Raw genomic sequence first — 23,021 nt, 5'->3', positions numbered from 1 at the left:
GTTTTCGGGGGCAGGGGCGCTGCGGGTGCTGGGGTGGATGGGTCGGCTGGCGGTGGGGCAGGTGGGTGGTGTTTTCGGGGGCAGAGGCCGCTGCGGGTGCTGCGGTGAATGGGCCGGTCGGTGGTGGGCAGGGGGTGGCGATTCCACGGGACAGGGGCCGGCGCGGGTGTTGCGGCGAGTGGGCCGGCCGGGGCGGGGCAGGGGGTGGCGATTCCACGGGACAGGGGCCGCCGCCGGCGCTGCGGTGAATCGGCCGGCCGGGGCGGGCAACGAACTGGGGCGGCGCTGATCTGCCACCAACCGTGACCGATCGGCGCCGCCGTGTTCAGGCCAGCCTGGCCGCCACCCGGGCGCGCGCTTCCCGCAGCGGCGTGGTTCCCTTGTCCCGTGCGGCATCCAGCACCGCGGACACCGTGGCGCCGATCGCCTCCACGCGGGCGTTCGCCTCCTCGTGCGGCACCCCCTCCACCTCGCGCAGCAGCGTGTACACCGCGCCGCCCGCGCTGGCGATGAAGTCCGGCACCCACACGATCCCCCGCGCGGCCAGCTCGTCCGCCACCGCCTCGGACGTGAGCTGGTTGTTCGCCGGGCCGACGACCAGCGGCGCGGACAGCTCGGGCACCAGCTCCGCGGACAGCACGCCACCCACCGCCGCCGGCACCACGATGTCCGCGGGCGTGCGCAACGCCTTCTCCGGATCCACCCACTCGTAACCGGACGCGCGCTTCGCCGGGTCCACATCGGACACCACCACCCGCGCGCCCGCCGCTGCCACGTGCTGCGCCACCAGCGCGCCCACCGAACCCAGCCCGCTGACGACGACCGTGCGGCCGGTCAGATCGGCGCTGCCGAACACGTGCCGCGCCCCGGCCCGCAGCGCGGCGAACACCCCCAGCGCGGTCGGGATGCTCGACGAACCCGTCCCGCCGTGCTCCGGCGGCAGGCAGAACACCCGCGACGTCGAGCGCCGCACCACCACCATGTCGTCCGGGCCCGTCCCGACGTCCGGACCACCGAAGTACGTGCCCTCGAACGATTCGATCAGCTCGCCCGCGTCGAGCAGCGCCGCCTCCCGCAGCGACGGCGTCACCTCGGTGTCCGGTCCGAGCGCGATCACCGTCTTCCCGCCGCCGAAATCCAGGCCGGCGGCGGCGTTCTTCGCGGTCATCGCCTCCGACAGGCGCAGCGCGTCGGCCAGGCCGTCCCGCCAGTCCGGGTACCGGCGCAGCCGGATGCCGCCGGCCGCGGGGCCGAGCGCGCGGGAGTGGATCGCGACGACGACCGGCAGCCCCGAGCGGGGACCGCGCCGGACCTTCACCTCTTCATGCTCCATGCGCGAAAAGCTAGGCTGATGCACAACCACGAAGCGCCGCCGCCGAACGATATTCGGCATGACCACCGGAGCTGCGAACATGGACGAACTTGATTCGGCGATCGTGCGGCTTCTGCAGGAGGATGCGCGGCAGTCGAACCGGGACATCGCGCGCAAGGTCGGCATCGCGCCGTCCACCTGCCTGGAACGGATCCGCCTGCTGCGCAAGCGCGGCGTGATCCGCGGCTACCACGCGGACATCGACCTCGGCGCCCTCAACCGCGGTGTGCAGGCGATCGTCGCGGCGCAGATCCGGCCGCTGACGCGCGACGTGGTGGACGCGTTCGAACGCTCGCTCGCCCAGCTGCCCGAGGTCATCTCGGTCTTCACGATCGCGGGCAGCGACGACTTCCTCGTGCACGTCACCGCGCAGGACATCGACCACCTGCACGCGTTCCTGCTCGAACGGTTCACCAGCCGCAGGGAGATGGTCACGTTCCGGACGTCGATCATCTACCAGCACCACAGCAAGCAGGTGCTGGACCCGCTACCCGGTCACTGATCGGGGTGCAGCGCGGCGAACACCGACGGCCAGTCCGGCCGCGGTGAGTCCTCGTCGTCGTACAGCTCGAACGTCTTGCCGGACGACGACGGGTCGAACAATGCGGCCACGACGGCGTCGGCCACCGCGTCGCGGGAGACCCGGCCTTCGCCGGTGTCGCCCTGCTCGACGCGCACCCCGCCCGCGGGCAGGTCGTGCAGCCAGCTCGGCCGGACGATCGTGTACTGCGCGCCGCTCTCCCGCAGCGCCTGCTCGCCCCGGGCGCGAGCCTCGATGCGCGCGCTCATCTCCGGGTGCTCCGCCGGCCGCGTCAGGTAGATCTGGGACACCAGCACCACCGGGATGTCCTCGCGCGCCGCGATTTCCGCGATCGCCGACACACCGCCGTGCATCGCGGCCTCCGCCGCGTCCGGTTCCTTCGGCGGCTCCGCGACGATCACAACCCCCTCGGCGCCCGCGAAGAGCGCCGGGTCCGGTTTCGCCGTCAGGTCCAGCGGAGGCTCCGTACTCCGGCCGGCCACCACCACCCGGTGCCCGCCGCTCGCGAGCCGTTCGGTGATCCGGCGGCCCGTCCGCCCGGCGCCGCCGACCACGACGAAGGTGCTCATGGCTCTCTCCCGGCTCTCTCGGAGGGAACCAGGATGGACCCGCCGGCGATCATGGTCAACGGGTGGTGACTCAACCGTTCCCGCAGCGCGGCCGCCGCTTCTTCGGCGCCGAGCTCCGACCAGATCTCCAGTGAGCGCCGGAACAGGCCGTGCGCCTCGCGGACCTGCCCGAGACGTTCGTGCAACTCGCCGAGGAGCTGCCCCGCTTCGGCCTCGGACCGCCGGTCGCCGTCGCGCCGGTGCACCGACAGCGAGTTCACCAGGAGGAGCTTCGCGTGCGCGAGGTCGCCGCTGCGCAGGCACAGCTCGCCGAGGCTCTGGTGCGCGTAGCCGACGCAGTGGTCGTCGCCGAGCTCGCCGAAGATCGCGATCGCCCGGTCCAGCTCCTCGCGGGCCCGTCCGAGTTGGCCGCGTTGCTGGTGCAGCAACGCCATCCGGTGCCGGGCGTGCGCCTCGCGGTGCCGGTCGCCGATCTCGACGCACGCCTCGCGCGCGTCGGTGAACCAGCGTTCGGCCGTCGCGTGGCAGCCGCGCGCCAGCCACACCGACCCGATCGCGATCCGCACCACCGCTTCGCCATGCCGGTCGCCGCTGCGGACGAACAGCTCCAGCGCGTCGTGGCAGTGCGAAAGTGCCATCTCGTGCTCGCCCGCGACACGCCGGATCGTGCTCAACCCGGCCAGCGCGACGGCCGCGCCCTGGTCGTCGCCGATGCTCCGGAACAACGCCAGTGACCGCTCGAACGCCTGACGCGCGGCGGTGTAGTCGTCCTGGTAGACCTCGAGCTGCCCGAGGTTGCGCAACACCAGCGCCTGCCCGCGTGGATCGCCTGCCCGCTCGGCCGCGCCCAGCGCCAGTTCGTGCGTGCGCCGCCAGTCCTCGTGGTGCCCGCGCAGGTCGAAGTACGGGGTAAATGCCGCCGCAAGCCGCCACGCCAGCCCGTCGAGACCGTGGTCCACCGCCAGCTCGACGAGCGGCAGCGGTCGCTCGCCCGCGAACCACGCCACCGGATCGGCGAAACGGTCCGGGCACCACAGGTCCGCCGACCTCGGCTCCGGCGCGGCGCCGAAGAAGCGGACCGGCATCCGCTCCGCCGCCTCGGTGGCGAGCGAGAGGTACCCCTCGACCACGCGGCGGACCCCGTCCGGATCCGGCTCCCCGAGTTCCCGCGCGTAGCAGCGCACCAGGTCGTGCAGCCGGTACCGCGGCTGGTCGCCGACCAGCTCCACCAGGTGCGCGTCGACCAGCGCGTCCAGCACGTCGTCCGCGTGCTCCCGCCCGAGCAGCGCCCCGACCACCCAGCCGGGGAACGGCAGCGGCCCGAGCCCGCCCAGCGCGCGGAACGCCCGCGCACAGCTGCCGGGCAGCTGGTCGTGGCTCAACGCGAGGCTCGCGCGCACCGCGAGGTCGCCGACGCGCAGCTCGTCCAGGCGACGGCGCTCGTCGGCCAACCGGACGGCGAGCGTGCGGAGTGTCCACTCGCGACGGTGCGAAAGCCGTGCGCCGGCGATGCGGATCGCGAGCGGCAACCGTCCGCACGCCTCGACGATCCCGGCCGCCGCCTCGGGTTCGGCCGCCACCCGGCCTGCCCCGGCGATCCGGGCCAGCAGCTCCGTGGCCTCCGCGGCGGTCAGCACGCCGACGTCGACGTGCCGGGCGACGGTGAGGTCGGGCAGCCTGCCCCGGCTGGTCACCAGCACCGCGGCCGCGCCCGCGCCGGGCAGCAACGGTCGCACCTGCGCGGCGCTGCCCGCGTCGTCGAGGACCACGCACACCCGCCGTCCGGCCAGGCGCGACCGCAGCAACGCGGCCCGTTCGCCGAGCCCACGCGGGATCCCGGCGTCCGGCACGCCGAGCGCGTGCAGCAGTTCCGCCAGCACGTCCAGCGGCCGCCGCGGCGAGTCCGAAGTGCCGCGCAGGTCCACGTACAGCTGGCCGTCGGGGTAGCGGTCGCGCACGGCGTGGGCGGCGTGCACGGCCAGCGCCGACTTGCCCGCGCCGGGCGGACCGGACAGCACCACGACGGCGGGGTGTTCGCCGTCCAGCAACCCGGTCAGCTCCGCGAGTCCGGTCTCGCGGCCGGTGAAGTCGGGTAGATCCAAGGGCAGCTGGCACACCGGCGCCGGCGTGTCCAGCTCGGCCACCGCCTGCCGGAGGCGGACGCCCGGCTCGGCGTCCAGCTCCGCACGCAACACGCGCTCGGCCTCGGCGTACGCGGCCAGCGCCTCGCCCTGCCGCCCGCTCGCGCCCAGCGCGACGACGAGCAGCCGCCACAGCTCCTCCCGCAACGGGTGTTCGGTCAGCAGGCCACGCAGTTCGACGATCGCCTCGGCGTGCCGCCCGGCCGACACGTGGCACCGCAACCGTTCCTCCTGCACCGACAACCGCAGCTCGCTCAGCCGCGCGACGGCCGGCGACCAGGTGTGGTGGTGCGGCAGGTCTTCCAGCACCTCGCCGCGCCACAGCGCGGCCGCCTGGTCGAGCAGCGCCGGTGCCTCTTCGGCGCGGGCCCGTGCCACGAGTCCTTCGGCGAGCGTCGCGTCCAGCTCGTCCGGTCCGGCGTGCAGCTGGTACCCGCCCGCGCCGCTTTCGATGCGGTCGCCGAGCACGCGGCGCAGGCCGTGCACGTAGGTGCGCAGGTTCGCGGCGGCCGACCGCGGCGCGCGCCCCGGCCACAGCACGTCGGTCAGCGCGTCGGCAGACACCACGACTCCGGGCTGGAGCAGCAGGGCGGCCAGCAGCAGGCGCGGTTTCGGGCCGCCGAGCGGCACGCGACGGCCCCCGGCCTCCGCTTCGAGCGGTCCCAGGATGCGGAAGAACACCAACGGCATCGCCCCCGACCGGAAAAAAGGAAATCCGATACTAGGCAAGCCCGTCAACGATTCACCAGTGCCGTTCGGCGGCTTTTTCCCGAATTTCAGCGGAAGTATTCGCGCCGATTGTTCACTTGTTCACCGGTTCCGGCCGGACGGCTCCGGGCGAATTCCGCGGCGGCGGGCAGCTTCGGGCCGCGCGGCTCGTCGGCCGCGAGACGGAGGCAGGCAAGCAGGCGCAGCCCCGTCCACTCCCGCTCGGTCCAGCCGCCGGGATCCGCGGGCGGCTGCCAGTCCAGCTCCGCCGCCTCCGTCCACACGTCGTGCGCGTGACCGGCCAGCAGGACGAGCCTGCTCACCGGCTCCTGGCGCGGGACCATGTCCTGCTCGCACCGCACCGCGTCGTCGACCGCGGCCAGGTGCCTGTCGAACGCCCGCCACACCGAGGGGTCTCCGGCCAGCGCCTGCCAGCCGGAGTCGAGCCGCCCGGCGATCCCGCGCAGCCACCGCCGCGCGGATCGATCTGCCAGGGAGTCGGCCCACTGCACCCCTCGATGATGAACCCTGAACGGCGTTTTAGCGACCGTATCCGGCCTTCCGGAGGGCGTCGGCCATCGAACCGCCGCCGCCGGCGGGCTCGCGCCGCTTCGGCTGACCGCCCTTGCGCGGCTGCCCGCCACGGCGCTCGCCACCGCCGCCACCAGCGGGTTTGGCACGGCCGCCGCCGACCTCGTCATCCAGGCGGAGGGTCAGCGAGATCCGCTTGCGCGGGATGTCCACCTCGAGCACCTTCACCTTGACGATGTCACCCGGTTTGACTACCTCACGCGGGTCCTTGACGAAGTTCTTCGACATCGCCGAGACGTGCACCAGGCCGTCCTGGTGCACCCCGATGTCGACGAACGCGCCGAACGCGGCCACGTTCGTCACGACGCCCTCCAGCCGCATGCCCGGCTTGAGGTCGCCGATCTTCTCCACGCCCTCGGCGAACGTCGCGGTCTTGAACGCCGGGCGCGGGTCGCGGCCGGGTTTCTCCAGCTCGGCGAGGATGTCGGTGACGGTCGGCAGGCCGAAGGTCTCGTCGACGAAGTCCTCCGGGCGCAGCTTGCGCAGCACCCGCTCGTTGCCGATCAGCTCCCGCAGCTCGATGCCGGTCTTCGACAGGATGCGCCGCACGACCGGGTAGGCCTCGGGGTGCACGCTGGAGGAGTCCAGCGGGTCGTCGCCGCCACGGATCCGCAGGAAGCCGGCGCACTGCTCGAAGGCCTTCGGGCCCAGCCGCGCGACGTCCTTCAGCGCCGAGCGCGACCGGAACGGGCCGTGCGTGTCGCGGTGGTTGACGATGTTCTCGGCCAGGCCCGCGGTGATGCCGGAGACCCTGGTCAGCAGCGGAGTCGACGCGGTGTTGACGTCCACGCCGACCGCGTTCACACAGTCCTCGACCACCGCGTCCAGCGAACGGGACAGCGCCACCTCGGACACGTCGTGCTGGTACTGCCCGACGCCGATCGACTTGGGGTCGATTTTCACCAGCTCGGCCAGCGGGTCCTGCAGGCGCCGCGCGATCGAGACCGCGCCGCGCAGCGAGACGTCCAGCTCGGGCAGCTCCTGCGAGGCGAACGCGGACGCCGAGTACACCGACGCGCCCGCCTCGGAGACGACCGCCTTGGTCAGCTTCAGCTCGGGGTGCCGCTTGATCAGCTCGACGGCGAGCTTGTCGGTCTCCCGGGACGCGGTGCCGTTGCCGATCGCGATCAGGTCCACCGAGTGGGCGGCGCAGAGCTTGGCCAGCTCGTCGATCGACTGGTCCCAGCGGTTCTGCGGCTGGTGCGGGTAGATCGTGTGGGTGTTGACGACCTTGCCGGTCCCGTCGACGACGGCCACTTTCACGCCGGTGCGGAAGCCCGGGTCCAGGCCCATCGTGGCGCGGGTGCCGGCAGGCGCGGCCAGCAGCAGGTCGCGCAGGTTCGCGGCGAAGACGTTCACCGCGTCCTCCTCGGCCTTCTGCCGCAGCCGCATCCGCAGGTCGATGCCGAGGTGCAGGAGGATCTTGGTGCGCCAGGCCCACCGCACGGTGTCCTGCAGCCACTTGTCGGCCGGGCGGCCCTCGTTCGTGATGCCGAAGCGCTGCGCGATGCGGCGTTCGTAGTCCGACGGGCCCACCTTCGGCTCGTCGCTGGGTTCCTCCGGCTCGACGGTGAGGTCGAGGACCTCCTCCTTCTCGCCGCGCAGCATCGCCAGAACCCGGTGCGAGGGCATCTTCGTGAACGGCTCGGCGAAGTCGAAGTAGTCGGCGAACTTCGCGCCCTCGGTCTCCTTGCCCTGGCGGACCTTCGACGAGAAGTAGCCCTCCGACCACATCTTCTCGCGCAGCTCGCCGATCAGGTCGGCGTCCTCGCCGAAGCGCTCGACCAGGATCGCGCGGGCCCCGTCGAGGGCGGCCTGCGCGTCCGCGACGCCCTTCTCGGGGTCGACGAACACGGCCGCGGCGGCCTGCGGGTCGGTGTTCGGGTCGGTCAACAGGCCGTCGGCCAACGGCTCCAAGCCGGCCTCGCGGGCGATCTGCGCCTTCGTGCGCCGCTTCGGCTTGTAGGGGAGGTAGATGTCCTCCAGTCGGGCCTTCGTGTCCGCGGTGCGGATCGCCTCCGCCAGCTCCTCGGTGAGCTTGCCCTGACTGTCGATCGACTCGAGGATCGCGGCCCGGCGCTCGTCGAGCTCCCGCAGGTAACGCAGCCGGTCCTCCAGCGTGCGCAGCTGGGCGTCGTCCAGCGCGCCGGTCACCTCCTTGCGGTACCGCGCGATGAACGGCACGGTCGCCCCGCCGTCGAGCAGGTCCACGGCGGCCTTGACCTGCCCTTCGCGGACGCCGAGCTCCTCGGCGATCTTCTGCTCGATCGACTGCACGGCCACTGTCACGATGCTGATCACTCCCTGCTCGCGGTTGCGGGGGCCAATTCTGCCTGCGCCGCCCCCGGCGCGGCACGGAAGGGGTGCCCGCCGTTGCCGAATCGGGAGGATCGGCGCGGTAACCAACGGGGGCCCGGCCGCGACCTCGGGATACCGGGGTCGAGGTGGGCAGGTGCGGATGGGCGGGAAGCGGCAGGTGCGGGTGGCGATGCACCGCCGGCGGGTCGACGTGGACGGGCCGGACGGCGAGCCGGTGACGTTGTCGTACCCGGGGATGCTGCTGACCGGGTACGAGGACGGCCGCGAGGTGTGCCAGCGCTGGATCCCGCTGGGCAACGAGCCGAGCGTGTCCGACGACGAACGGCTGATCGCGGCCCTGCACGCGGCGATGCGGTGGCAGAACAACGACGCGGAGGAGGAGTGCCCCTGAGGGGCGTCCGCGCGGTGCCGAGCCTGGGCTAGCTGTCGTGACCTGAGACGTTGCGGACGGTGAGGGCAGTCGGGTGATGGGTGGGTGGCCTGCTAGGGCGGAGTGTGCGCGTTCAGTCTTGTAGTGGTGGACCCAGGTGGGCAAGGTGGCGAGCCGGTGGGTGTTGGAGGTCCAGGGCTGGGCGTAGGCGAACTCGGTGAGCAGGGTGCGGTTGAAGCGTTCGGCTTTGCCGTTGGTCCAAGGGCAGCCGGGTTTGGTGAACTGGCGGCGCAGCCCGAGCGCGGTGCAGACCGCTCGCCAGGTGCTGCCGATGCGGTAGACCTTGGCGTTGTCGGTCAGGATCCGCAGCACGTGAATCCCCTGGTCGCGGAACCAGGCCACGGCCCGGTGCAGGAAGGCGGCTGCGGTGGTGTCCCGCTCGTCGGGCAGGGCTTCGACGTAGGCCAGGCGGGTGTGGTCGTCGATGGCGACGTGGCGGTAGTCGTAGCCGATGCCGCGGCCGCGGACCTGCTCGCGGCGTCCGTGGACCCGCCAGCCGCCGCCGTCGGGCACCCGGCCGAGTTTCTTGACGTCAATGTGCAGCAGCTCGCCCGGGGCGCGGCGTTCGTAGCGGATGCCCGAATGCCGTCGCCGCACCGGCATCCCGGCGATCGGATCGATCGCCGACAACGGCGCTACCCGGTGGCGACGCAGGACGCGGCCCACGGTCGAGGCCACCAGGCCCAACTGCGCGGCGAGGAACACCGCACCCCGGTGGGACTGTTCCCGCAACGCCAGGATCGCGTTCTCGGTCTCGGCCGGCAGCCGGGTCGGGCTGTGGTGCGGGCGGGAGGAGCGGTCGGCCAACCCGGCCTCGCCCTCCTCCCGATGCCGGACAACCACTTGCAGACCGTGGAGCGGGCCACCCCGAGCTGCTCGGCGATCCGCGCCGCCGGCCACCCCGCCTGATACCGCGCCACCATCAACTGCCGGGCATACACCGTCGTGCGTGCATTAGCGTGACCCATCGAGGACCTCCAGGCCTGGTGTGGATGCGTCGCAACACCCACCCCGCCCGGAGGCCCTCCCCACAATCAACCCAACACGCCGTCCACAACCTCACGAGTCACGACAGCTAGAACGCCCAGAGGTGGACCGACGCGCCGTCCTCGGCCACCGTGTACCAGGCGCCGTCGCCCGCCGAGCGCGGTGGGCCCGTGACGGGGAACGGGTAGGTGACCTCGCCGCGCGGTGTCAGGTCGCGCAGGAGCCAGTGACGGGCCGGGCGGTTGCCCGCGCCGGCGACGATGACCGTGCTCTCGTCGGCGAACGCCGCCTCCAGGTCCCAGTAGACGCGGCTGCCGGCTCCCGGCGGGAGGGTGCCCGTCGCGTCCAGCTCGCGCAGCACCGAGCCGTCCTCGTCGTGCAGCGACAGGGTCTCCTGGGTGACGTCGACGGTGAGCAGCAGGCCGGACGGGCTCACCGCGAGCGCGACCAGCTCGTCGTCGACCTTCGTCACCGACAACCGCCCGTCCCACCGGCCGGACAGGACGGGTGAACCCTCCTCGCCCTCGCCGATGCTCAGGTGCATCCGGGTGGGATCCGGGTGCGCGGTGTGGAACGAGCCGGAGGCCACGGTGCCGGTCTCCGCGCGGCCGAGCACCCGGCCGTCGACCGCGTCCAGCACGAGCCACGCCTCGCCGTCCGGTTCGCGGATGTGGGCCCAGACGAGCTTGCCGTCGCCGGACACCGCGGCCGATCCGTGGTCCGGGTACTTGTGGTCCTCGTCGTCGAGGTACTCGGCAGCCGACGCGTGCGGCACGTCGCAGCCGCCCCAGCACGCGTGCCGCATCTCCCAGCGGATGTCGCCGGCCGGATCGACCGCGCGTACCGCGTGCAGCCCGGCGAACACCGCGAAATCGCCGTGCGGGGACAGGGTCGCGGTGCCGAGACCGCGTGGCCACGGAGCCGGGAAGCGCACCTCGCGGCCCTCGCCGGGAGCGAGCGCGACCAGTTCGGTGTCGCCGCGCTGCACGAGCAGCCCGTGCACCAGTTCAGGAGCGTCGGCGCCGGACGGGGGCAGCGGCGCGGCGAGGGTGGCGACGAGGCGGGCGACGGTCACGCGCACACCTTACGGTCACGCCGGCGGCGGGCTGAGCTTCAGCAGGAGCCGGTGCAGTTCGGCGCGCTCCGCGGCGCTCAGTCGGCTCAGCATCGACTCGTCCACCTCGCGCGCGACCGGGTCGGCCTCGCGCAGGGCGGCTTCGCCCGCGCTGGTCAGGCGCAGGATGCGGCGGCGCCGGTCGGTGCCGATCGTGCGGGTGATCAGGCCGCGCTGTTCCAGCCGCAGCATCAGGTTCGCCAGCGTCGCCTTGTCGATCGCCGCCTGCTGGCCCGCGCTCGCCTGGTCCACGTCGTCGCCGTCGGCGATCGCCTTCAGGACCGCGTACTGCGGCTTCGTCAGCGCGGGCAGCTCCGCCTGCCAGCGGGCGCCGTGCTCCTGTAGGGCGCGGCGCATGACGTGGAACACGGCTTCGTCGACAGCGGTCATGGGGGCATGTTAGTGTGCGTACGAAAGGTTCGTATACGAACTAACGAGGAGGGTGCGATGCGGCTGATCGTCGGCATGACCGGGGCGACAGGCGCACCCTTCGGCGTCCGCCTGCTCGAAGCGCTGCGCGACCTGCCCGATGTCGAGACCCACCTGGTGCTCTCCCGCTGGGCCCGCACCACCATCGAGCTGGAAACCCCTTACACCGCACGGGAAGTCGGCAAGCTCGCCGACGTCGTGCACGGCGCGGGGGACCAGGCCGCGCCGATCTCGTCCGGCTCGTTCCGCACCGACGGCATGGTCGTCGTCCCGTGCAGCATGAAGACGGTCGCCGGGATCCGCGCCGGGTACGCCGACGGGCTGGTCGGCCGCGCGGCCGACGTCGTGCTCAAGGAACGGCGCAAGCTGGTCCTGGTGCCGCGCGAGACGCCGCTGAGCGAGATCCACCTGGAGAACCTGCTCGCGCTGGCGCGGATGGGCGTGCGCGTCGTGCCGCCGATGCCCGCCTTCTACAACCACCCGGACTCCGTGGACGACATCGTCGACCACGTCGTCGCCCGCGTGCTGGACCAGTTCGACCTGCCCGCGCCCCGCGCCCGCCGCTGGTCCGGCCTGCACCGATAGGAGGAAACCCGTGCCCTACGACGACTTCCGCTCGTTCCTGGACACATTGGACGAACACGGGCAGCTGCTGCGGATCACCGAGGAGGTCGCGCCCGAACCCGACCTCGGCGCCGCCGCCAACGCCGCCCCGCGCCTCGGCGACAAGGCGCCCGCGCTGTACTTCGACAACGTCACCGGCTTCACCGACGCCCGGATCGCGCTCAACGTGCACGGCTCGTGGGCCAACCACGCGCTCGCGATGGGACTGCCGCCGCAGACCGGGATCAAGGACCAGGTCGCCGAGTTCATCCGGCGCTGGGAGGACTTCCCGGTGCCGCCCGAGCGGCGCGCGAACCCGCCGTGGGCGGAGAACGTGCTCGAAGGTGACGACGTCGACCTGTTCCGGGTGCTGCCGCTGTTCCGGCTCAACGACGGCGACGGCGGGTTCTACCTGGACAAGGCCGCGGTCGTGTCCCGCGACCCGGCGGACCCGGACCACTTCGGCAAGCAGAACGTCGGGGTGTACCGGATGCAGGTCAAGGGCCGCGCCAAGCTGGGGCTGCAGCCGGTGCCGATGCACGACATCGCGCTGCACCTGGCCAAGGCCGAGGAGAACGGCGAGGACCTGCCGGTCGCGATCGCGCTGGGCAACGAGCCGGTGATCTCGATCGTCGCGGCGACGCCGATGGCCTACGACCAGAGCGAGTACGAGATGGCCGGCGCCCTGCGCGGCGCCCCGGCCCCGATCGCGACCGCGCCGCTGACCGGGCTCGACGTGCCGTGGGGCTCGGAGGTGATTCTGGAAGGCGTCATCGAGGGCCGCAAGCGCGAGATCGAGGGGCCGTTCGGCGAGTTCACCGGCCACTACTCGGGCGGCCGGAACATGACCGTGGTGCGCGTCGACCGCATCCACCACCGGACGAACCCGGTGTTCGAGTCGCTGTACCTCGGCATGCCGTGGACCGAGATCGACTTCCTGATGGCGGCGAACACCTGCGTGCCGATCTACCAGCAGCTCAAGGAAGCGTTCCCGGAGGTGCAGGCGGTCAACGCCATGTACACGCACGGGCTGCTGGCGATCATCTCGACGAAGAAGCGCTACGGCGGGTTCGCGAAGGCCGTCGGGATGCGGGCGATGACCACGCCGCACGGGCTCGGGTACGTCAAGACGGTGATCATGGTCGACGAGGACGTCGACCCGTTCAACCTGCCGCAGGTGATGTGGGCGCTGTCCACAAAGGTCAACCCGGCCGGCGACCTGGTGAACACCCCGAACCTGCCGGTGCTGGAGCTGGATCCCGGCTCGCAGCCGGCCGGCATCACCAACAAGATGATCATCGACGCGACCACCCCGGTGGCGCCCGACGACCGCGGTCACTACAGCCAGCCGGTGCGCGACCTGCCCGAGGCCGCCGCCTGGCTGACCAAGTTGCAGGGAATGCTGGCGCGGTAAGGAGAATCCGATGTGCCCACGTTGTGAGTTCGAGGTCGTGGAGAAGCTGGCGGACTCGCCGGTCGCCGGGGTGTGGGAGGTGCTGCAGTGCCGGCGGTGCCTCTACACGTGGCGGACCACGGAGCCGCCGCGGCGCACGAGCCGGGAGCACTACCCGGAGGAGTTCCGGATGACCCAGGCGGACATCGACAACGCGCCCGAGGTACCCGCCGTGCCGCCGCTGCGGGTGCGCTGATGGCGGACACGCTGATGTGGGAGGCGCGCGCGGTGCCCGGCGGGCGTGACGCGCTGGCGCGCTGGGTGGTCGAGAACGTGCCCGGGCCGGCCGACGTCTACCTCGGCGGGCAGGACCGGGTGGTGGTGATCGCGCGCGGCGCCGGGCGGCTGCCGGAGCCGCCGGCGGACCTGGTGGCGCGGCCGGTGGCGCAGTGGCCGTTCACGTTTCACCGGTCGGTGTAGCTGGCGATCGGCGAGCCCCGCCCGGCGTTCGATGACGTTGCGGCGGTAGTCGACCTCGTCGAAAAAGCAGGTGGCCGGCCGCCGCGAGAACCGCGGCGTTTGCGGTGGCCGACCTGGTCGGCGGGTTTGGGGACTACCGCACCGATCTTGCGATTGCGCAGGTGGTTCGGGTCGCCCGCATCAGGGACGGGAACATCGGCGAGTGTCCGGCCCGTCCCGCGGTCCGCAGCACCACCAGCGGCTAGGCCTGGTCGCGGGCAGCGGCGGGGTGGCAGCGTTTGAAGCCGATCAGCGTGCGGTAGCGCTCGCGGGCCGCGAACTGCGTCAGCGTCCACACCGCCGGCGTGCCGATCTCCGCGCACAGGTGCAGGACGCGGTCGTCGTCCGTCCAGACGCCCAGGTGCGCGCCGAACGGGTCCGCGGTCCGGTTGAACAGCGCCAGGTCCAGCGGCGCCGGCTCGGTCACCGGGCTGGTCGAGCCGGTGTCGTGCCACAGTTCCCGTGACCGCAGGTCCGGCGCGGCGAGCCCGAAGTGCCGGAGCACCGCGTAGGCGTAGACCTGGCAGTTCGCGCCCGCCGCCGGGTCGCCGGGTGAGCCGGGGATCCGGGAGCCGTCGTAGGGGACCGTGGTCAGCCACTCCGGCAGCCGGGTGAGCAGGGAGTTCACGAGATCATTCTGCTCGTCCGTGCCAACCCGCCGCGACTGTGCCAAGCTCGCCTCAGCAGGGGTCAGCGAGGACTTGGAGGGCGCACATGGAGCGGGTCGGCACCGGCGAGCACGTCGTTCTCGTGCTGCACGGGTGGTTCGGGTCGTCGAAGGCGTGGGAGGAGCTCACCCCGCACCTCGACGCCGAGCGGTTCAGCTACTACTTCCCCGACTTCCGCGGCTACGGTACGCGCAAGGACGAGGCGGGTACGTACACCATCGCGGAGGCGGCCGGGGACGTGCTGCTGCTCGCCGACGAACTGGGCATCGACCGGTTCTCCCTCGTCGGGCACTCGATGGGCGGCAGCGTCATGCAGTACGTCCTCGCCGAGGCGCCCGGCCGCGTCCGGTCGCTGTTCGGGATCTCCCCGGTGCCCGCGAGCGGGGTGCCGATGGACGCGGACACCTGGGGCCTGTTCAGCAGCGCGGCCGAGGACCCGTCGAGCCGCCGCGCGATCATCGACTTCACCACCGGCGGCCGCCATCCAGACTCGTGGCTCGACGGCATGGTTCTGCACTCGCTGGAGAACTCCGACAGGGCCGCGTTCGGCGCCTACCTGGAGGCCTGGGCGAAGACCGACTTCTCGGAGCGGATCGCGGGCAACGAGGTGCCGATCAAGGTCGTCGTCGGCGAGCACGACCCGGCTCTCAGCGAAGACGTCATGCTCGCGACGTTCGGGCAGTGGTACCCGAAGCTGGAGCTGGAGGTGCTGCCCGACGCCGGGCACTACGCGGCAGACGAGGTGCCGGTGACCGTGGCCAACATGATCGAGGTCTTCCTGGACGAGCACTGATGTCCGATGTGGACGTTTTCGACCCGAGGGTGTTCGCCCGCGGCGTGCCGCACGACGAGCTGCGCCGCCTGCGCGACACCGAACCGGTCGCGTGGCAAGAGGAACACGAGGTGCTGGACTGGCCGTCCGGTCCTGGTTACTGGGCGGTGACGCGGTACGCCGACGTGAAGCACGTGCTGCGCACGCCGGAGGTGTTCTCGTCCTGGCTCGGGGCGACGCAGATCCGCGACCCCGAGCCGGACGACCTCGCGTTCATCCGGCGCATGATCCTCAACATGGACCCGCCGGAGCACAACCGGTTGCGCCGCATCGTGGCCGCGGTGTTCACGCGGCGGCGGCTGGAAACGCTCGGCGGAGCAGATCGCCGAGCGGGCCCGCGCCCTCATCGGGGCGGTGGTGCCGCGCGGCCGGTGCGATCTGCCGGTCGAGGTGACCGACGACTTCCCACTGCTGAACCTGGCGGACCTGATCGGGGTGCCGCCACGGGACCGCGGGTTGCTGCTGAAGTGGACCAACCGCGTCATCGGCTACCAGGACCCGGAGCACGCCGAGGTCGTGCGCGGCCCGGACGGCAAACCGCTCAACCCGCGCTCGCCCGCGCTGCTGGCCGACATGTTCGACTACGCGCAGGAACTGGCCGAGGCGAAGCGGCGGGACCCGGCGGACGACCTGATGACGGCACTCGTCCAGGCCACTGTGGACGGAAGGTCGCTGGACGACGCCGAGTTGCGGATGTTCTTCTTCCTCATGGTGATCGCCGGGAACGACACGGTGCGCAGCGCGTTGCCCGGCGGGGTGCTGGCGCTGGTGCAGAACCCGGGCGAGTACCGGCGGTTGCGGGCCGATCCGTCGCTGCTGCCCTCGGCGGTGGAGGAGATGCTGCGGTGGCACCCGCCGGTGCTGACGTTCCGCCGCACGGCGGCTGTCGACACCGAGCTGGGCGGGCAGCGGATCGCCGCCGGGGACAAGGTCGTCGTGTACTTCGCGTCGGCGCACTACGACGAGCGGCAGTTCCCGGACCCGCACCGGTTCGACGTGTCGCGGACGCCGAACGACCACCTGGCGTTCGGGCAGGGGCCGCACCTCTGCCTGGGCGCGCACTTCGGGCGGTTGCAGATGCGGGTGTTCTTCCGGGAGTTCCTGACGATGCTGCCGGAGGTGCGCCTGGACGGCGAGGTGCGGCGGTTGACGTCGAACTTCATCAACGGGGTGACGCATTTGCCGTTGGCTTGGTGATGGCGCTACGCGGGTTTCTTGAGCGCCGGGCTTCGCTTCGCTACGCCCGGATGAGAGAAGCCCCTTCCGAACCCGATCTCGAATTGTTCGGTTGCCGAGACACCGCGTCAAGGCGGGAAAGCGTGCCTTGACCCGGTGGCTCGGCAACCGATTTGGCTGGGGATCGGGTTGCGGGAGGGGAGTGGTTCGTGGGGTTGTTGCTTTTCGTTGCCGGCTTGCGGCTACGCGAACGAACGAACAGAAACCCCGGCCTCAACCAATGCCGCCCGCACGCGGCGGCCGATCTCCACCGCCCCTGGGGTGTCCCCGTGCAGGCAGATCGACTGCGGCTCCACCTTCACCTCGGAGCCGTCGATCGCCGTGATCACGCCCTCGACAGCCATCCGCACGCACCGCCGCACCACCTCGTCGGCGTCGTGGATCACCGCGCCCGGCTCGCGGCGCGAGACCAGCGTTCCGGAGGGCGTGTAGGCCCGGTCGGCGAACGCTTCGCGCACCGGGCGCAATCCGGCCTTTTCCGCCTGCCGCAGCCACTCCGAACCCGGCAACCCCAGCACCGGCAGCGACGGGTCGAACATCCGCACCGCCTCGACCACCGCCGCGGCCTGCTCCGCGTTCGAGACGATCGCGTTGTAGAGCGCGCCGTGCGGCTTCACGTACCCGACCCGGGTGCCCGCCGCCTTCGCGAACGCGTTCAGCGCGCCGATCTGGTACAGCACGTCGTTAGCCAGTTCGTCCGGCGGCACGTCCATGAACCGCCGCCCGAAACCGGCCAGGTCCCGGTACGCCACCTGCGCCCCGACAGTCACCCCCCGCGCGGCCGCGGAAGCCGTCACGCGCCGCAGCACGCTCGGGTCTCCCGCGTGGAAACCACACGCCACGTTCGCGCTCGAGACGATCTCCAGCAGCGCGTCGTCCTCGGTGAGGTGCCAGATCCCGAACCCCTCACCGAGATCCGCGTTCAGGTCCACCCCGGTCACTCGCCCTCCAGCTCACCTTCGGTCCGCAGGTACACCTCGCGCAACTGTCCCAGCAGCTCCGGGTCCGGCTCCGCCCACAGGCCGCGGTCGGCGGCCTCGGTGAGCCGCTCGATGATGCCGCGCAGCGCCCACGGGTTGGCCTTCGCGAGGAACTCCTGGTTCTGCTGGTCGAGGACGTACGACTGGGACAGTTTCTCGTACATCCAGTCCTGCACGACCCCGGCGGTGGCGTCGAAGCCGAACAGGTAGTCCACAGTGGCCGCGAGCTCGAACGCGCCCTTGTAGCCGTGCTTGCGCATCGCCGCGATCCAGCGCGGGTTGACCACCCTGGCGCGGAACACGCGGGCCGTCTCCTCGGACAGCGACCGCGTCCGCACCGCGTCCGGGCTCGTCGAATCGCCCACGTAGGACGCGGGAGCCGTGCCGGTCAGCGCGCGCGTGAACGCGATCATGCCGCCGTGGTACTGGAAATAGTCGTCCGAGTCGGCGATGTCGTGCTCACGCGTGTCGGTGTTCTTGGCCGCCACCTCGATGCGCCGGTACGCGCTCTCCATGTCCGGCCGCGCCTCGACGCCGTCCAGGCCCCGCCCGTAGGCGTATCCGCCCCACGTCGCGTACACCTCGGCCAGGTCGGCGTCGTCCCGCCAGTTGCCCGAGTCCAGCAAGGGCAGGATCCCCGCGCCGTACGCGCCCGGCTTGGAGCCGAAGATCCGCGTCGTCGCCCGGCGCTCGTCGCCGTGCGCGGCCAGGTCGGCCTGCACGTGCGCGCGCACGAAGTTGTCTGATGCGGGCTCGTCCAGCGACGCCGCCAGCCGCACCGCGTCGTCCAGCAGTGCCACCACGTGCGGGAACGCGTCCCGGAAGAAGCCGCTGATCCGCACGGTCACGTCGATGCGCGGGCGGCCGAGTTCGGCGAGCGGGATCGGCTCCAGCCCGGTCACCCGGCGGGACGCGTCGTCCCACACCGGCTGCACCCCCAGCAACGCCAGCACCTCCGCGGCATCGTCACCGGAGGTGCGCATCGCCGAGGTGCCCCACACCGACAGGCCGACCGACTTCGGCCACTCGCCGGTGTCCTCGCGGTAGCGGCGCAGCAGCGACTCCGCGAGCGCCTGCCCGGTCTCCCACGCCAGGCGGCTCGGGATCGCCTTCGGGTCCACGGTGTAGAAGTTGCGCCCGGTCGGCAGCACGTTGACCAGCCCGCGCAGCGGCGAACCGCTCGGCCCGGCGGCGATGTACCCGCCGTCCAGGGCGTGCAGCACCGAGTCGATCTCCGCCGACGTCCCGGCCAGCCGCGGCACGATCTCGGTGGCCGCGAACGTCAGCACCCGCGCGACCTCGGGATCGGGAGCCACCTCCGCGACCGCTGACGGAGCCCAGTCCCGCTTCTCCATCGCCTCGACCAGCGCACGCGCCGACGCCTCGATGGCGTCCACTTCGGACGTCGGCGCGCCGTCGGTGAGCCCCAGCACGGACCGCAGGCCGGGCACCGCGCCGGCCTGACCGCCCCACATCTGCTGCGCCCGCAGCATCGCCAGCACCAGGTTCACCCGCGCCTCGCCGACCGGCGCCGCGCCGAGGACGTGCAGCCCGTCGCGGATCTGCGCGTCCTTCACCTCGCACAGCCAGCCGTCGATGTGCAGCAGGAAGTCGTCGAACTCGGCGTCGTGCGGCCGTTCCGCCACGCCCAGGTCGTGGTCCAGCTTGGCGGCCTGGATCAACGTCCAGATCTGCTGGCGGATCGCGGGCAGCTTCGCCGGGTCCATCGCCGCGATGTTCGCGTGCTCGTCGAGCAGCTGCTCCAGCCGGGCCAGGTCGCCGTAGCTCTCCGCACGCGCCATCGGCGGGATCAGGTGGTCGACGATCGTGGCGTGCGCGCGCCGCTTCGCCTGCGCGCCCTCACCCGGGTCGTTGATCAGGAACGGGTAGATCAGCGGCAGGTTGCCCAGCACCGCGTCCGGCCCGCAGGACGCGGACAGCCCGGCGTTCTTGCCCGGCAGCCACTCCAGCGACCCGTGCTTGCCCAGGTGGACCACCGCGTGCGCGCCGAACTCCTCCTCGATCCAGCGGTAGCAGGCGAGGTAGTGGTGGCTCGGCGGCAGGTCCGGGTTGTGGTAGATCGCCACCGGGTTCTCGCCGAAGCCGCGTGGCGGCTGGATCATCAGCACGACGTTGCCTGCCCGCAGCGACGCCAGCACGATGTCACCGTCCGGATTGGACGATCGGTCGACGTAGAGGTCGCCCGGCGGCGGGCCCCAGTGCTCCTCGATCTCGGCGCGCAGCTCCTCCGGCAGCGCGGCGAACCACTCGCGGTACCGCGCGGCCGGCACGCGGATCGGGTTGCCGGACAGCTGCTCCTCGGTCAGCCACTCCGGGTCCTGGCCGCCCGCGGCGATCAGGGCGTGGATGAGCGCGTCGCCGTCCGGCTGGTCAGTGCCGGTCGGCTCCACGCCGGGGAACGGCTCGTCGCCGAGGTCGTAGCCTTGCGCGCGCATGCGGCGCAGCAGCTCGATCGCCGAGGCCGGGGTGTCCAGGCCCACCGCGTTGCCGACCCGCGAGTGCTTCGTCGGGTACGCCGACAGCATCAGCACGATCTTGCGCTGTTCCGGCGGGGTGTGCCGCAGGCGGGCGTGCGCGAGCGCGATGCCCGCGACCCGCGCGGCGCGCTCCGGGTCCGGCACGTAGTGCGGCAGCCCGTCGTCGTCGATCTCCTTGAACGAGAACGGCACCGTGATCAGGCGGCCGTCGAACTCGGGCACCGCCATCTGGTTGCCCGCGTCCAGCGGGGACAGGCCGTCGTCGTTGTCCTCCCAGGTCGCGCGGTCGCTGGTCAGGCACAGCGCCTGCAACGTCGGCACGTCCAGCGCGGCCAGCTCGGCGACGTCCCAGGCCTCGTCGTCGCCACCGGCGCCCACCTCGGACGGCCGGGTGCCGCCCGCGGCGAGCACCGTGACCAGCAGCGCGTCGGCCTTGCGCAGCTCGGCCATCATCTCCGGCTCGCGCGAGCGCAGCGAAGCGCAGTAGATCGGCAGGGCCTGCCCGCCCGCGTCCTCGACCGCCTCGGCCAGCGCCTCGACGAACCGGGTGTTCCCGGACAGGTGGTGCGCGCGGTAGTAGAGGATCGCCACCACCGGGCCGTCGGTGCGGTGGGGCGTGCGCTCCAGCACACCCCACGCCGGCTGCTCGGCGGGCGGTTCGAAGCCGTCGCCGGTGAGCAGCAGCGTGTCGGAGAGGAACCGGTGCAGCTGGGTGAGGTTGTCCGGCCCGCCCTGCGCGAGGTAGGCGTGCGCCTCGGTGGCGATGCCTGCCGGCACGGTGGACAACGCCATCAGCTCGGCGTCCGGCGTCTGCTCACCGCCCAGGACCACCACGTGCTTCCCGCTCGCCCGGACGGTGTCCAGGCCCTCCTGCCACGTCCGCGCGGATCCCAGGATGCGGACCACGACGACGTCGGCGTCCGCCAGCAGGCCGGGCAGCTCGGCCAGGTCGAGCCGGGCCGGGTTGGCCAGGGTGTAACCGGCCTCACTGGTCCGGGCGCTGAGCAGGTCGGTGTCCGAAGTGGACAGCAGCAGGATCACGCGGTTCCCTCCTAGGTCCCCCCAACACTGTCCGCTGGGCAGGCCCGGAGTCAAGCCGTCCGTTCGTCGCGGCCGAGGCGGGGGAAGGGTTGCGTGGAGAAGATCACCTCGACGGGCACCTCGAAGTACTCGGCGATGCGCAGCGCGAGGTACAGGCTCGGGCTGTATTCGCCGCGTTCGAGGTACCCGATCGTCTGGTAGTGCACCCCGACCGCCTCGGCCAGCTGCCGTCGCGAGATGCCGCGCTCGGCGCGCAGCATCGCGATGCGGTTGTAGATCGACTCACTCATCCCGGCATCCGCTGTAGTGCCTTCTCCCGCCGTGCGGCCACGGTCGACCCGGACTCGCGCCGCGCCATCCTACGCAGCACGATCGGCGCCAGTACCAGGCCCGCGACCGCCCACGCGCCGAGCACGCCGAGCGTCTCCCAGGTCCGCCACGACTGCCCGATCTCCACGGCCACCATGCTGTCCGGCAGGAAGGCCGAGCGCATGCCGAGGCCGAGCCAGTACAGCGGGAACACCTGCGCGATGCCCTGGATCCAGGACGGCAGTTCGCCGATCGGGTAGAAGATGCCCGACGTGCCGACCAGTGCCATCACCGGCAGCATGATCACGCCCATCGTGCGGGGGTTCTCGAACAGCGACCCGAACACCGCGCCGATCGGCAGCGTCGCGACCAGGCCGAGCACCAGCACCCAGGCCAGGGTCACCCAGGTCATGGCGTCGATCTCCAGGCCGTCGAACATGAACAGTCCGGGCACGATCAGCAGCGCGATGCCGACGAGCGTCATGCCCGAGACCATCACGATCTTGCCGATCAGGTATCCGCTCATGCCGTTGGGCAGGGCTTTCGCGCGCAGCAGGGTGCCGTCCTCGCGCTCGACGGTGAGCTGCTGCATCGTGCTCATCATCGCGTTGAACCCCACGCTCGCGCCGATCAGGCTGGGCAGGGTCATCGAGCCGCGGGAGAACGTGGTGCCCGGGATGACCGAGCCTTTCATCAGGGTCATCACCACCAGGAACACCACGGTCGGGAAGAAGTACCCCCACAGGTCCTGGACTGTGGTGAAGCTCTGCCGCAGCTCGATCAGGCCGCGCTGGACCCCGGTGCGCACTGCGGTGGTGGTCGGTGTCGTCACCGTGCGCCTCCCTCGAACTTGCGCAGCAGCGCCATGTAGGTGTCCTCCAGGCTCGCCCGGCGCACCTCCAGGTCCTCGATCTCCTCGCCGTACTGGCCGAACAGCTCGCGCACGTACTTCGTCGCGTCGGTGGTCGAGTGCACGTACCGCTGCCCGTCGCGGGACCAGCGGACCTCGGCGTCGGTGGACATCTCGCGGCTGAGCTGCTCGGCCGAGCCGTTCGCGATGATCGTGCCGCCGGCCAGGATGAGGATCCGGTCGGCGAGCTTCTCGGCCTCGTCCAGGTCGTGGGTGGTGAGCAGGATCGTGGTGTCCGACTCGTCGGCCAGGCGGTGCACCAGGTCGTGGAACTCGCGGCGTGCCTCCGGGTCGAACCCGGCGGTCGGCTCGTCCAGGAACAGCAGGTCGGGGCGGCCGACGATGCCGATCGCGACGTCCAGCCGCCGCCGCTGCCCGCCGGAGAGCCGGCTGACCCGCTTGTGCGCGTGCTGGGTGAGGCCGACGGTCTCGACCAGCTCGTCGACGTCCCACGGCCGCCGGTGGTCGACGTAGTACGAGCCGAGGTGGGCCAGCAGTTCCCGCACGCGCCACTTGCCGTGGTCCCGCCAGGACTGCAGCACGATGCCCAGCCGCGCGCGCCACGCCTCGGTGCCCCGCGCCGGGTCGACGCCGAGCACCCGCACGTCACCGGCCGAGCGCATCCGGAAGCCTTCCAGGATCTCGATGGTGGTCGTCTTTCCCGCGCCGTTCGGCCCGAGCAGCGCCAGCACCTCGCCCGGCGCGGCCTGGAAGGTCACGCCCTTGAGCACGTCGTTGGCGCCGTACCGCATGCGGAGGTCGCGCACGTTGAGCGCGGGCTCGTCGCCCGGCGGCTCCGGCGGTCTCGTCGCGATCTGGCTCATCGCTGTC

At 71.9% G+C, this 23,021-nt stretch carries 20 protein-coding genes and 2 pseudogenes; 8 read left to right on the top strand and 14 right to left on the bottom strand.

The features are described 5' to 3' along the window. Positions 1 to 325: 325 nt before the first annotated feature. Complete coding sequence (locus ACCP09_RS07505; RefSeq protein ID WP_433744355.1) at positions 326 to 1,333, bottom strand: Glu/Leu/Phe/Val dehydrogenase dimerization domain-containing protein; 1,008 nt, start codon at positions 1,331 to 1,333, stop codon at positions 326 to 328. 79 nt (positions 1,334 to 1,412) lie between these two features. Here ACCP09_RS07505 and ACCP09_RS07500 point away from each other — a divergent pair, with 79 nt between their 5' ends. Continuing rightward, a complete protein-coding gene (locus ACCP09_RS07500) occupies positions 1,413 to 1,874 on the top strand; it encodes an Lrp/AsnC family transcriptional regulator (RefSeq protein ID WP_027934408.1) in 462 nt (153 codons plus the stop codon). On the opposite strand, the gene ACCP09_RS07495 is transcribed toward ACCP09_RS07500, so the two are convergent. The 4 genes from ACCP09_RS07495 to ACCP09_RS07480 all read right to left on the bottom strand — a co-directional run bounded on the left by ACCP09_RS07495 (position 1,868) and on the right by ACCP09_RS07480 (position 8,223). After that, complete coding sequence (locus tag ACCP09_RS07495; protein WP_433744352.1) at positions 1,868 to 2,482, bottom strand: SDR family oxidoreductase; 615 nt, start codon at positions 2,480 to 2,482, stop codon at positions 1,868 to 1,870. The genes ACCP09_RS07500 and ACCP09_RS07495 overlap by 7 nt on opposite strands. Further along, entirely contained in the window at positions 2,479 to 5,313 is a 2,835-nt protein-coding gene (locus tag ACCP09_RS07490) for a BTAD domain-containing putative transcriptional regulator (protein ID WP_433744349.1), read from the bottom strand. The genes ACCP09_RS07495 and ACCP09_RS07490 overlap by 4 nt, the downstream gene beginning before the upstream one ends. A gap of 86 nt (positions 5,314 to 5,399) precedes the next feature. Next, positions 5,400 to 5,843 carry a DUF6401 family natural product biosynthesis protein gene (locus ACCP09_RS07485; protein ID WP_433744346.1) on the bottom strand — a complete coding sequence of 148 codons (444 nt, stop codon included), beginning with the start codon at positions 5,841 to 5,843 and terminating at the stop codon, positions 5,400 to 5,402. Between the two features lie 28 nt (positions 5,844 to 5,871). Further along, positions 5,872 to 8,223 (bottom strand): Tex family protein, encoded by a 2,352-nt coding sequence (locus ACCP09_RS07480; protein ID WP_433744344.1) that lies wholly within the window; start codon positions 8,221 to 8,223, stop codon positions 5,872 to 5,874. Positions 8,224 to 8,380: 157 nt separating this feature from the next. Between ACCP09_RS07480 and ACCP09_RS07475 the strand changes: the two genes are divergently transcribed. Continuing rightward, positions 8,381 to 8,632, top strand: coding sequence for a hypothetical protein (locus tag ACCP09_RS07475; RefSeq protein ID WP_027934412.1), 252 nt, complete (start codon positions 8,381 to 8,383; stop codon positions 8,630 to 8,632). Positions 8,633 to 8,698: 66 nt separating this feature from the next. On the opposite strand, the pseudogene ACCP09_RS07470 reads toward ACCP09_RS07475, so the two are convergent. The 3 genes and pseudogenes from ACCP09_RS07470 to ACCP09_RS07460 form a co-directional block, all read right to left on the bottom strand. Next, positions 8,699 to 9,639, bottom strand: a pseudogene (locus ACCP09_RS07470) (IS481 family transposase); the annotation flags it as partial. Positions 9,640 to 9,746: 107 nt separating this feature from the next. Further along, on the bottom strand, positions 9,747 to 10,733 hold the full coding sequence (locus tag ACCP09_RS07465) for a hypothetical protein (RefSeq protein ID WP_433744341.1): 987 nt from the start codon (positions 10,731 to 10,733) through the stop codon (positions 9,747 to 9,749). Positions 10,734 to 10,748: 15 nt separating this feature from the next. Then, complete coding sequence (locus ACCP09_RS07460) at positions 10,749 to 11,162, bottom strand: MarR family winged helix-turn-helix transcriptional regulator (RefSeq protein WP_378366063.1); 414 nt, start codon at positions 11,160 to 11,162, stop codon at positions 10,749 to 10,751. Between the two features lie 57 nt (positions 11,163 to 11,219). Between ACCP09_RS07460 and ACCP09_RS07455 the strand changes: the two genes are divergently transcribed. Genes ACCP09_RS07455 through ACCP09_RS07440 form a run of 4 tightly spaced genes read left to right on the top strand, consistent with a single transcriptional unit; the run spans position 11,220 to position 13,677 of the window. Continuing rightward, positions 11,220 to 11,786: a non-oxidative hydroxyarylic acid decarboxylases subunit B gene (locus ACCP09_RS07455; protein ID WP_027934415.1), complete on the top strand. Its 567-nt coding sequence runs from the start codon at positions 11,220 to 11,222 to the stop codon at positions 11,784 to 11,786. A gap of 10 nt (positions 11,787 to 11,796) precedes the next feature. Beyond that, positions 11,797 to 13,218, top strand: a complete 1,422-nt coding sequence (locus ACCP09_RS07450; protein WP_433744336.1) for a non-oxidative hydroxyarylic acid decarboxylases subunit C — start codon at positions 11,797 to 11,799, stop codon at positions 13,216 to 13,218. A gap of 10 nt (positions 13,219 to 13,228) precedes the next feature. Further along, positions 13,229 to 13,453, top strand: a complete 225-nt coding sequence (locus ACCP09_RS07445; RefSeq protein WP_026153429.1) for a non-oxidative hydroxyarylic acid decarboxylases subunit D — start codon at positions 13,229 to 13,231, stop codon at positions 13,451 to 13,453. Then, a complete protein-coding gene (locus ACCP09_RS07440) occupies positions 13,453 to 13,677 on the top strand; it encodes a hypothetical protein (protein ID WP_017984429.1) in 225 nt (74 codons plus the stop codon). Before ACCP09_RS07445 ends, ACCP09_RS07440 begins: the two co-directional genes overlap by 1 nt. 241 nt (positions 13,678 to 13,918) lie before the next feature. Here ACCP09_RS07440 and ACCP09_RS07435 read toward each other — a convergent pair whose 3' ends face one another. Beyond that, positions 13,919 to 14,344 (bottom strand): hydrolase, encoded by a 426-nt coding sequence (locus ACCP09_RS07435; RefSeq protein WP_433744332.1) that lies wholly within the window; start codon positions 14,342 to 14,344, stop codon positions 13,919 to 13,921. An 86-nt stretch (positions 14,345 to 14,430) separates the two neighbouring features. Here ACCP09_RS07435 and ACCP09_RS07430 point away from each other — a divergent pair, with 86 nt between their 5' ends. Both ACCP09_RS07430 and ACCP09_RS07425 read left to right on the top strand, forming a co-directional pair. Further along, positions 14,431 to 15,177 carry an alpha/beta fold hydrolase gene (locus tag ACCP09_RS07430; RefSeq protein WP_123685120.1) on the top strand — a complete coding sequence of 249 codons (747 nt, stop codon included), beginning with the start codon at positions 14,431 to 14,433 and terminating at the stop codon, positions 15,175 to 15,177. Continuing rightward, positions 15,177 to 16,413, top strand: a pseudogene (locus ACCP09_RS07425) (cytochrome P450). Before ACCP09_RS07430 ends, ACCP09_RS07425 begins: the two are co-directional and overlap by 1 nt. A 221-nt stretch (positions 16,414 to 16,634) precedes the next feature. Here ACCP09_RS07425 and ACCP09_RS07420 read toward each other — a convergent pair. From ACCP09_RS07420 to ACCP09_RS07400, 5 genes are read right to left on the bottom strand one after another with little or no spacing between them, the layout of a single operon-like run. Next, on the bottom strand, positions 16,635 to 17,393 hold the full coding sequence (locus ACCP09_RS07420; RefSeq protein WP_027934420.1) for a LamB/YcsF family protein: 759 nt from the start codon (positions 17,391 to 17,393) through the stop codon (positions 16,635 to 16,637). Further along, positions 17,390 to 20,971 carry a cobaltochelatase subunit CobN gene (gene cobN / locus ACCP09_RS07415; protein WP_433744329.1) on the bottom strand — a complete coding sequence of 1,194 codons (3,582 nt, stop codon included), beginning with the start codon at positions 20,969 to 20,971 and terminating at the stop codon, positions 17,390 to 17,392. The genes ACCP09_RS07420 and cobN overlap by 4 nt, the downstream gene beginning before the upstream one ends. A gap of 50 nt (positions 20,972 to 21,021) precedes the next feature. Next, positions 21,022 to 21,261 (bottom strand): helix-turn-helix transcriptional regulator, encoded by a 240-nt coding sequence (locus tag ACCP09_RS07410; protein ID WP_027934422.1) that lies wholly within the window; start codon positions 21,259 to 21,261, stop codon positions 21,022 to 21,024. Then, a complete protein-coding gene (locus tag ACCP09_RS07405) occupies positions 21,258 to 22,112 on the bottom strand; it encodes an ABC transporter permease (RefSeq protein WP_378365907.1) in 855 nt (284 codons plus the stop codon). The genes ACCP09_RS07410 and ACCP09_RS07405 overlap by 4 nt, the downstream gene beginning before the upstream one ends. Further along, entirely contained in the window at positions 22,109 to 23,014 is a 906-nt protein-coding gene (locus ACCP09_RS07400) for an ABC transporter ATP-binding protein (protein WP_433744365.1), read from the bottom strand. The genes ACCP09_RS07405 and ACCP09_RS07400 overlap by 4 nt, the downstream gene beginning before the upstream one ends. Between the last annotated feature and the right edge of the window lie 7 nt (positions 23,015 to 23,021).

Origin of the sequence: Amycolatopsis sp. 3B14 (assembly GCF_050958625.1) — a bacterium.
Lineage (GTDB): Bacteria > Actinomycetota > Actinomycetes > Mycobacteriales > Pseudonocardiaceae > Amycolatopsis_E > Amycolatopsis_E thermoflava.
Note: the sequence above shows the minus strand (reverse complement) of the source record. Positions and strands in the feature narration are given on the sequence as shown.

Excerpts from the sequence above, each read along its gene's own strand:
- ACCP09_RS07505 (WP_433744355.1), bottom strand. The coding sequence starts at position 1,333 with ATGGAGCATGAAGAGGTGAAGGTCCGGCGCGGTCCCCGCTCGGGGCTG.
- ACCP09_RS07460 (WP_378366063.1), bottom strand. The coding sequence starts at position 11,162 with ATGACCGCTGTCGACGAAGCCGTGTTCCACGTCATGCGCCGCGCCCTA.
- ACCP09_RS07440 (WP_017984429.1), top strand. The coding sequence starts at position 13,453 with ATGGCGGACACGCTGATGTGGGAGGCGCGCGCGGTGCCCGGCGGGCGT.
- ACCP09_RS07475 (WP_027934412.1), top strand. The coding sequence starts at position 8,381 with ATGGGCGGGAAGCGGCAGGTGCGGGTGGCGATGCACCGCCGGCGGGTC.
- ACCP09_RS07455 (WP_027934415.1), top strand. The coding sequence starts at position 11,220 with ATGCGGCTGATCGTCGGCATGACCGGGGCGACAGGCGCACCCTTCGGC.
- ACCP09_RS07400 (WP_433744365.1), bottom strand. The coding sequence starts at position 23,014 with ATGAGCCAGATCGCGACGAGACCGCCGGAGCCGCCGGGCGACGAGCCC.
- ACCP09_RS07410 (WP_027934422.1), bottom strand. The coding sequence starts at position 21,261 with ATGAGTGAGTCGATCTACAACCGCATCGCGATGCTGCGCGCCGAGCGC.
- ACCP09_RS07490 (WP_433744349.1), bottom strand. The coding sequence starts at position 5,313 with ATGCCGTTGGTGTTCTTCCGCATCCTGGGACCGCTCGAAGCGGAGGCC.
- ACCP09_RS07500 (WP_027934408.1), top strand. The coding sequence starts at position 1,413 with ATGGACGAACTTGATTCGGCGATCGTGCGGCTTCTGCAGGAGGATGCG.
- ACCP09_RS07495 (WP_433744352.1), bottom strand. The coding sequence starts at position 2,482 with ATGAGCACCTTCGTCGTGGTCGGCGGCGCCGGGCGGACGGGCCGCCGG.
- ACCP09_RS07445 (WP_026153429.1), top strand. The coding sequence starts at position 13,229 with ATGTGCCCACGTTGTGAGTTCGAGGTCGTGGAGAAGCTGGCGGACTCG.
- ACCP09_RS07430 (WP_123685120.1), top strand. The coding sequence starts at position 14,431 with ATGGAGCGGGTCGGCACCGGCGAGCACGTCGTTCTCGTGCTGCACGGG.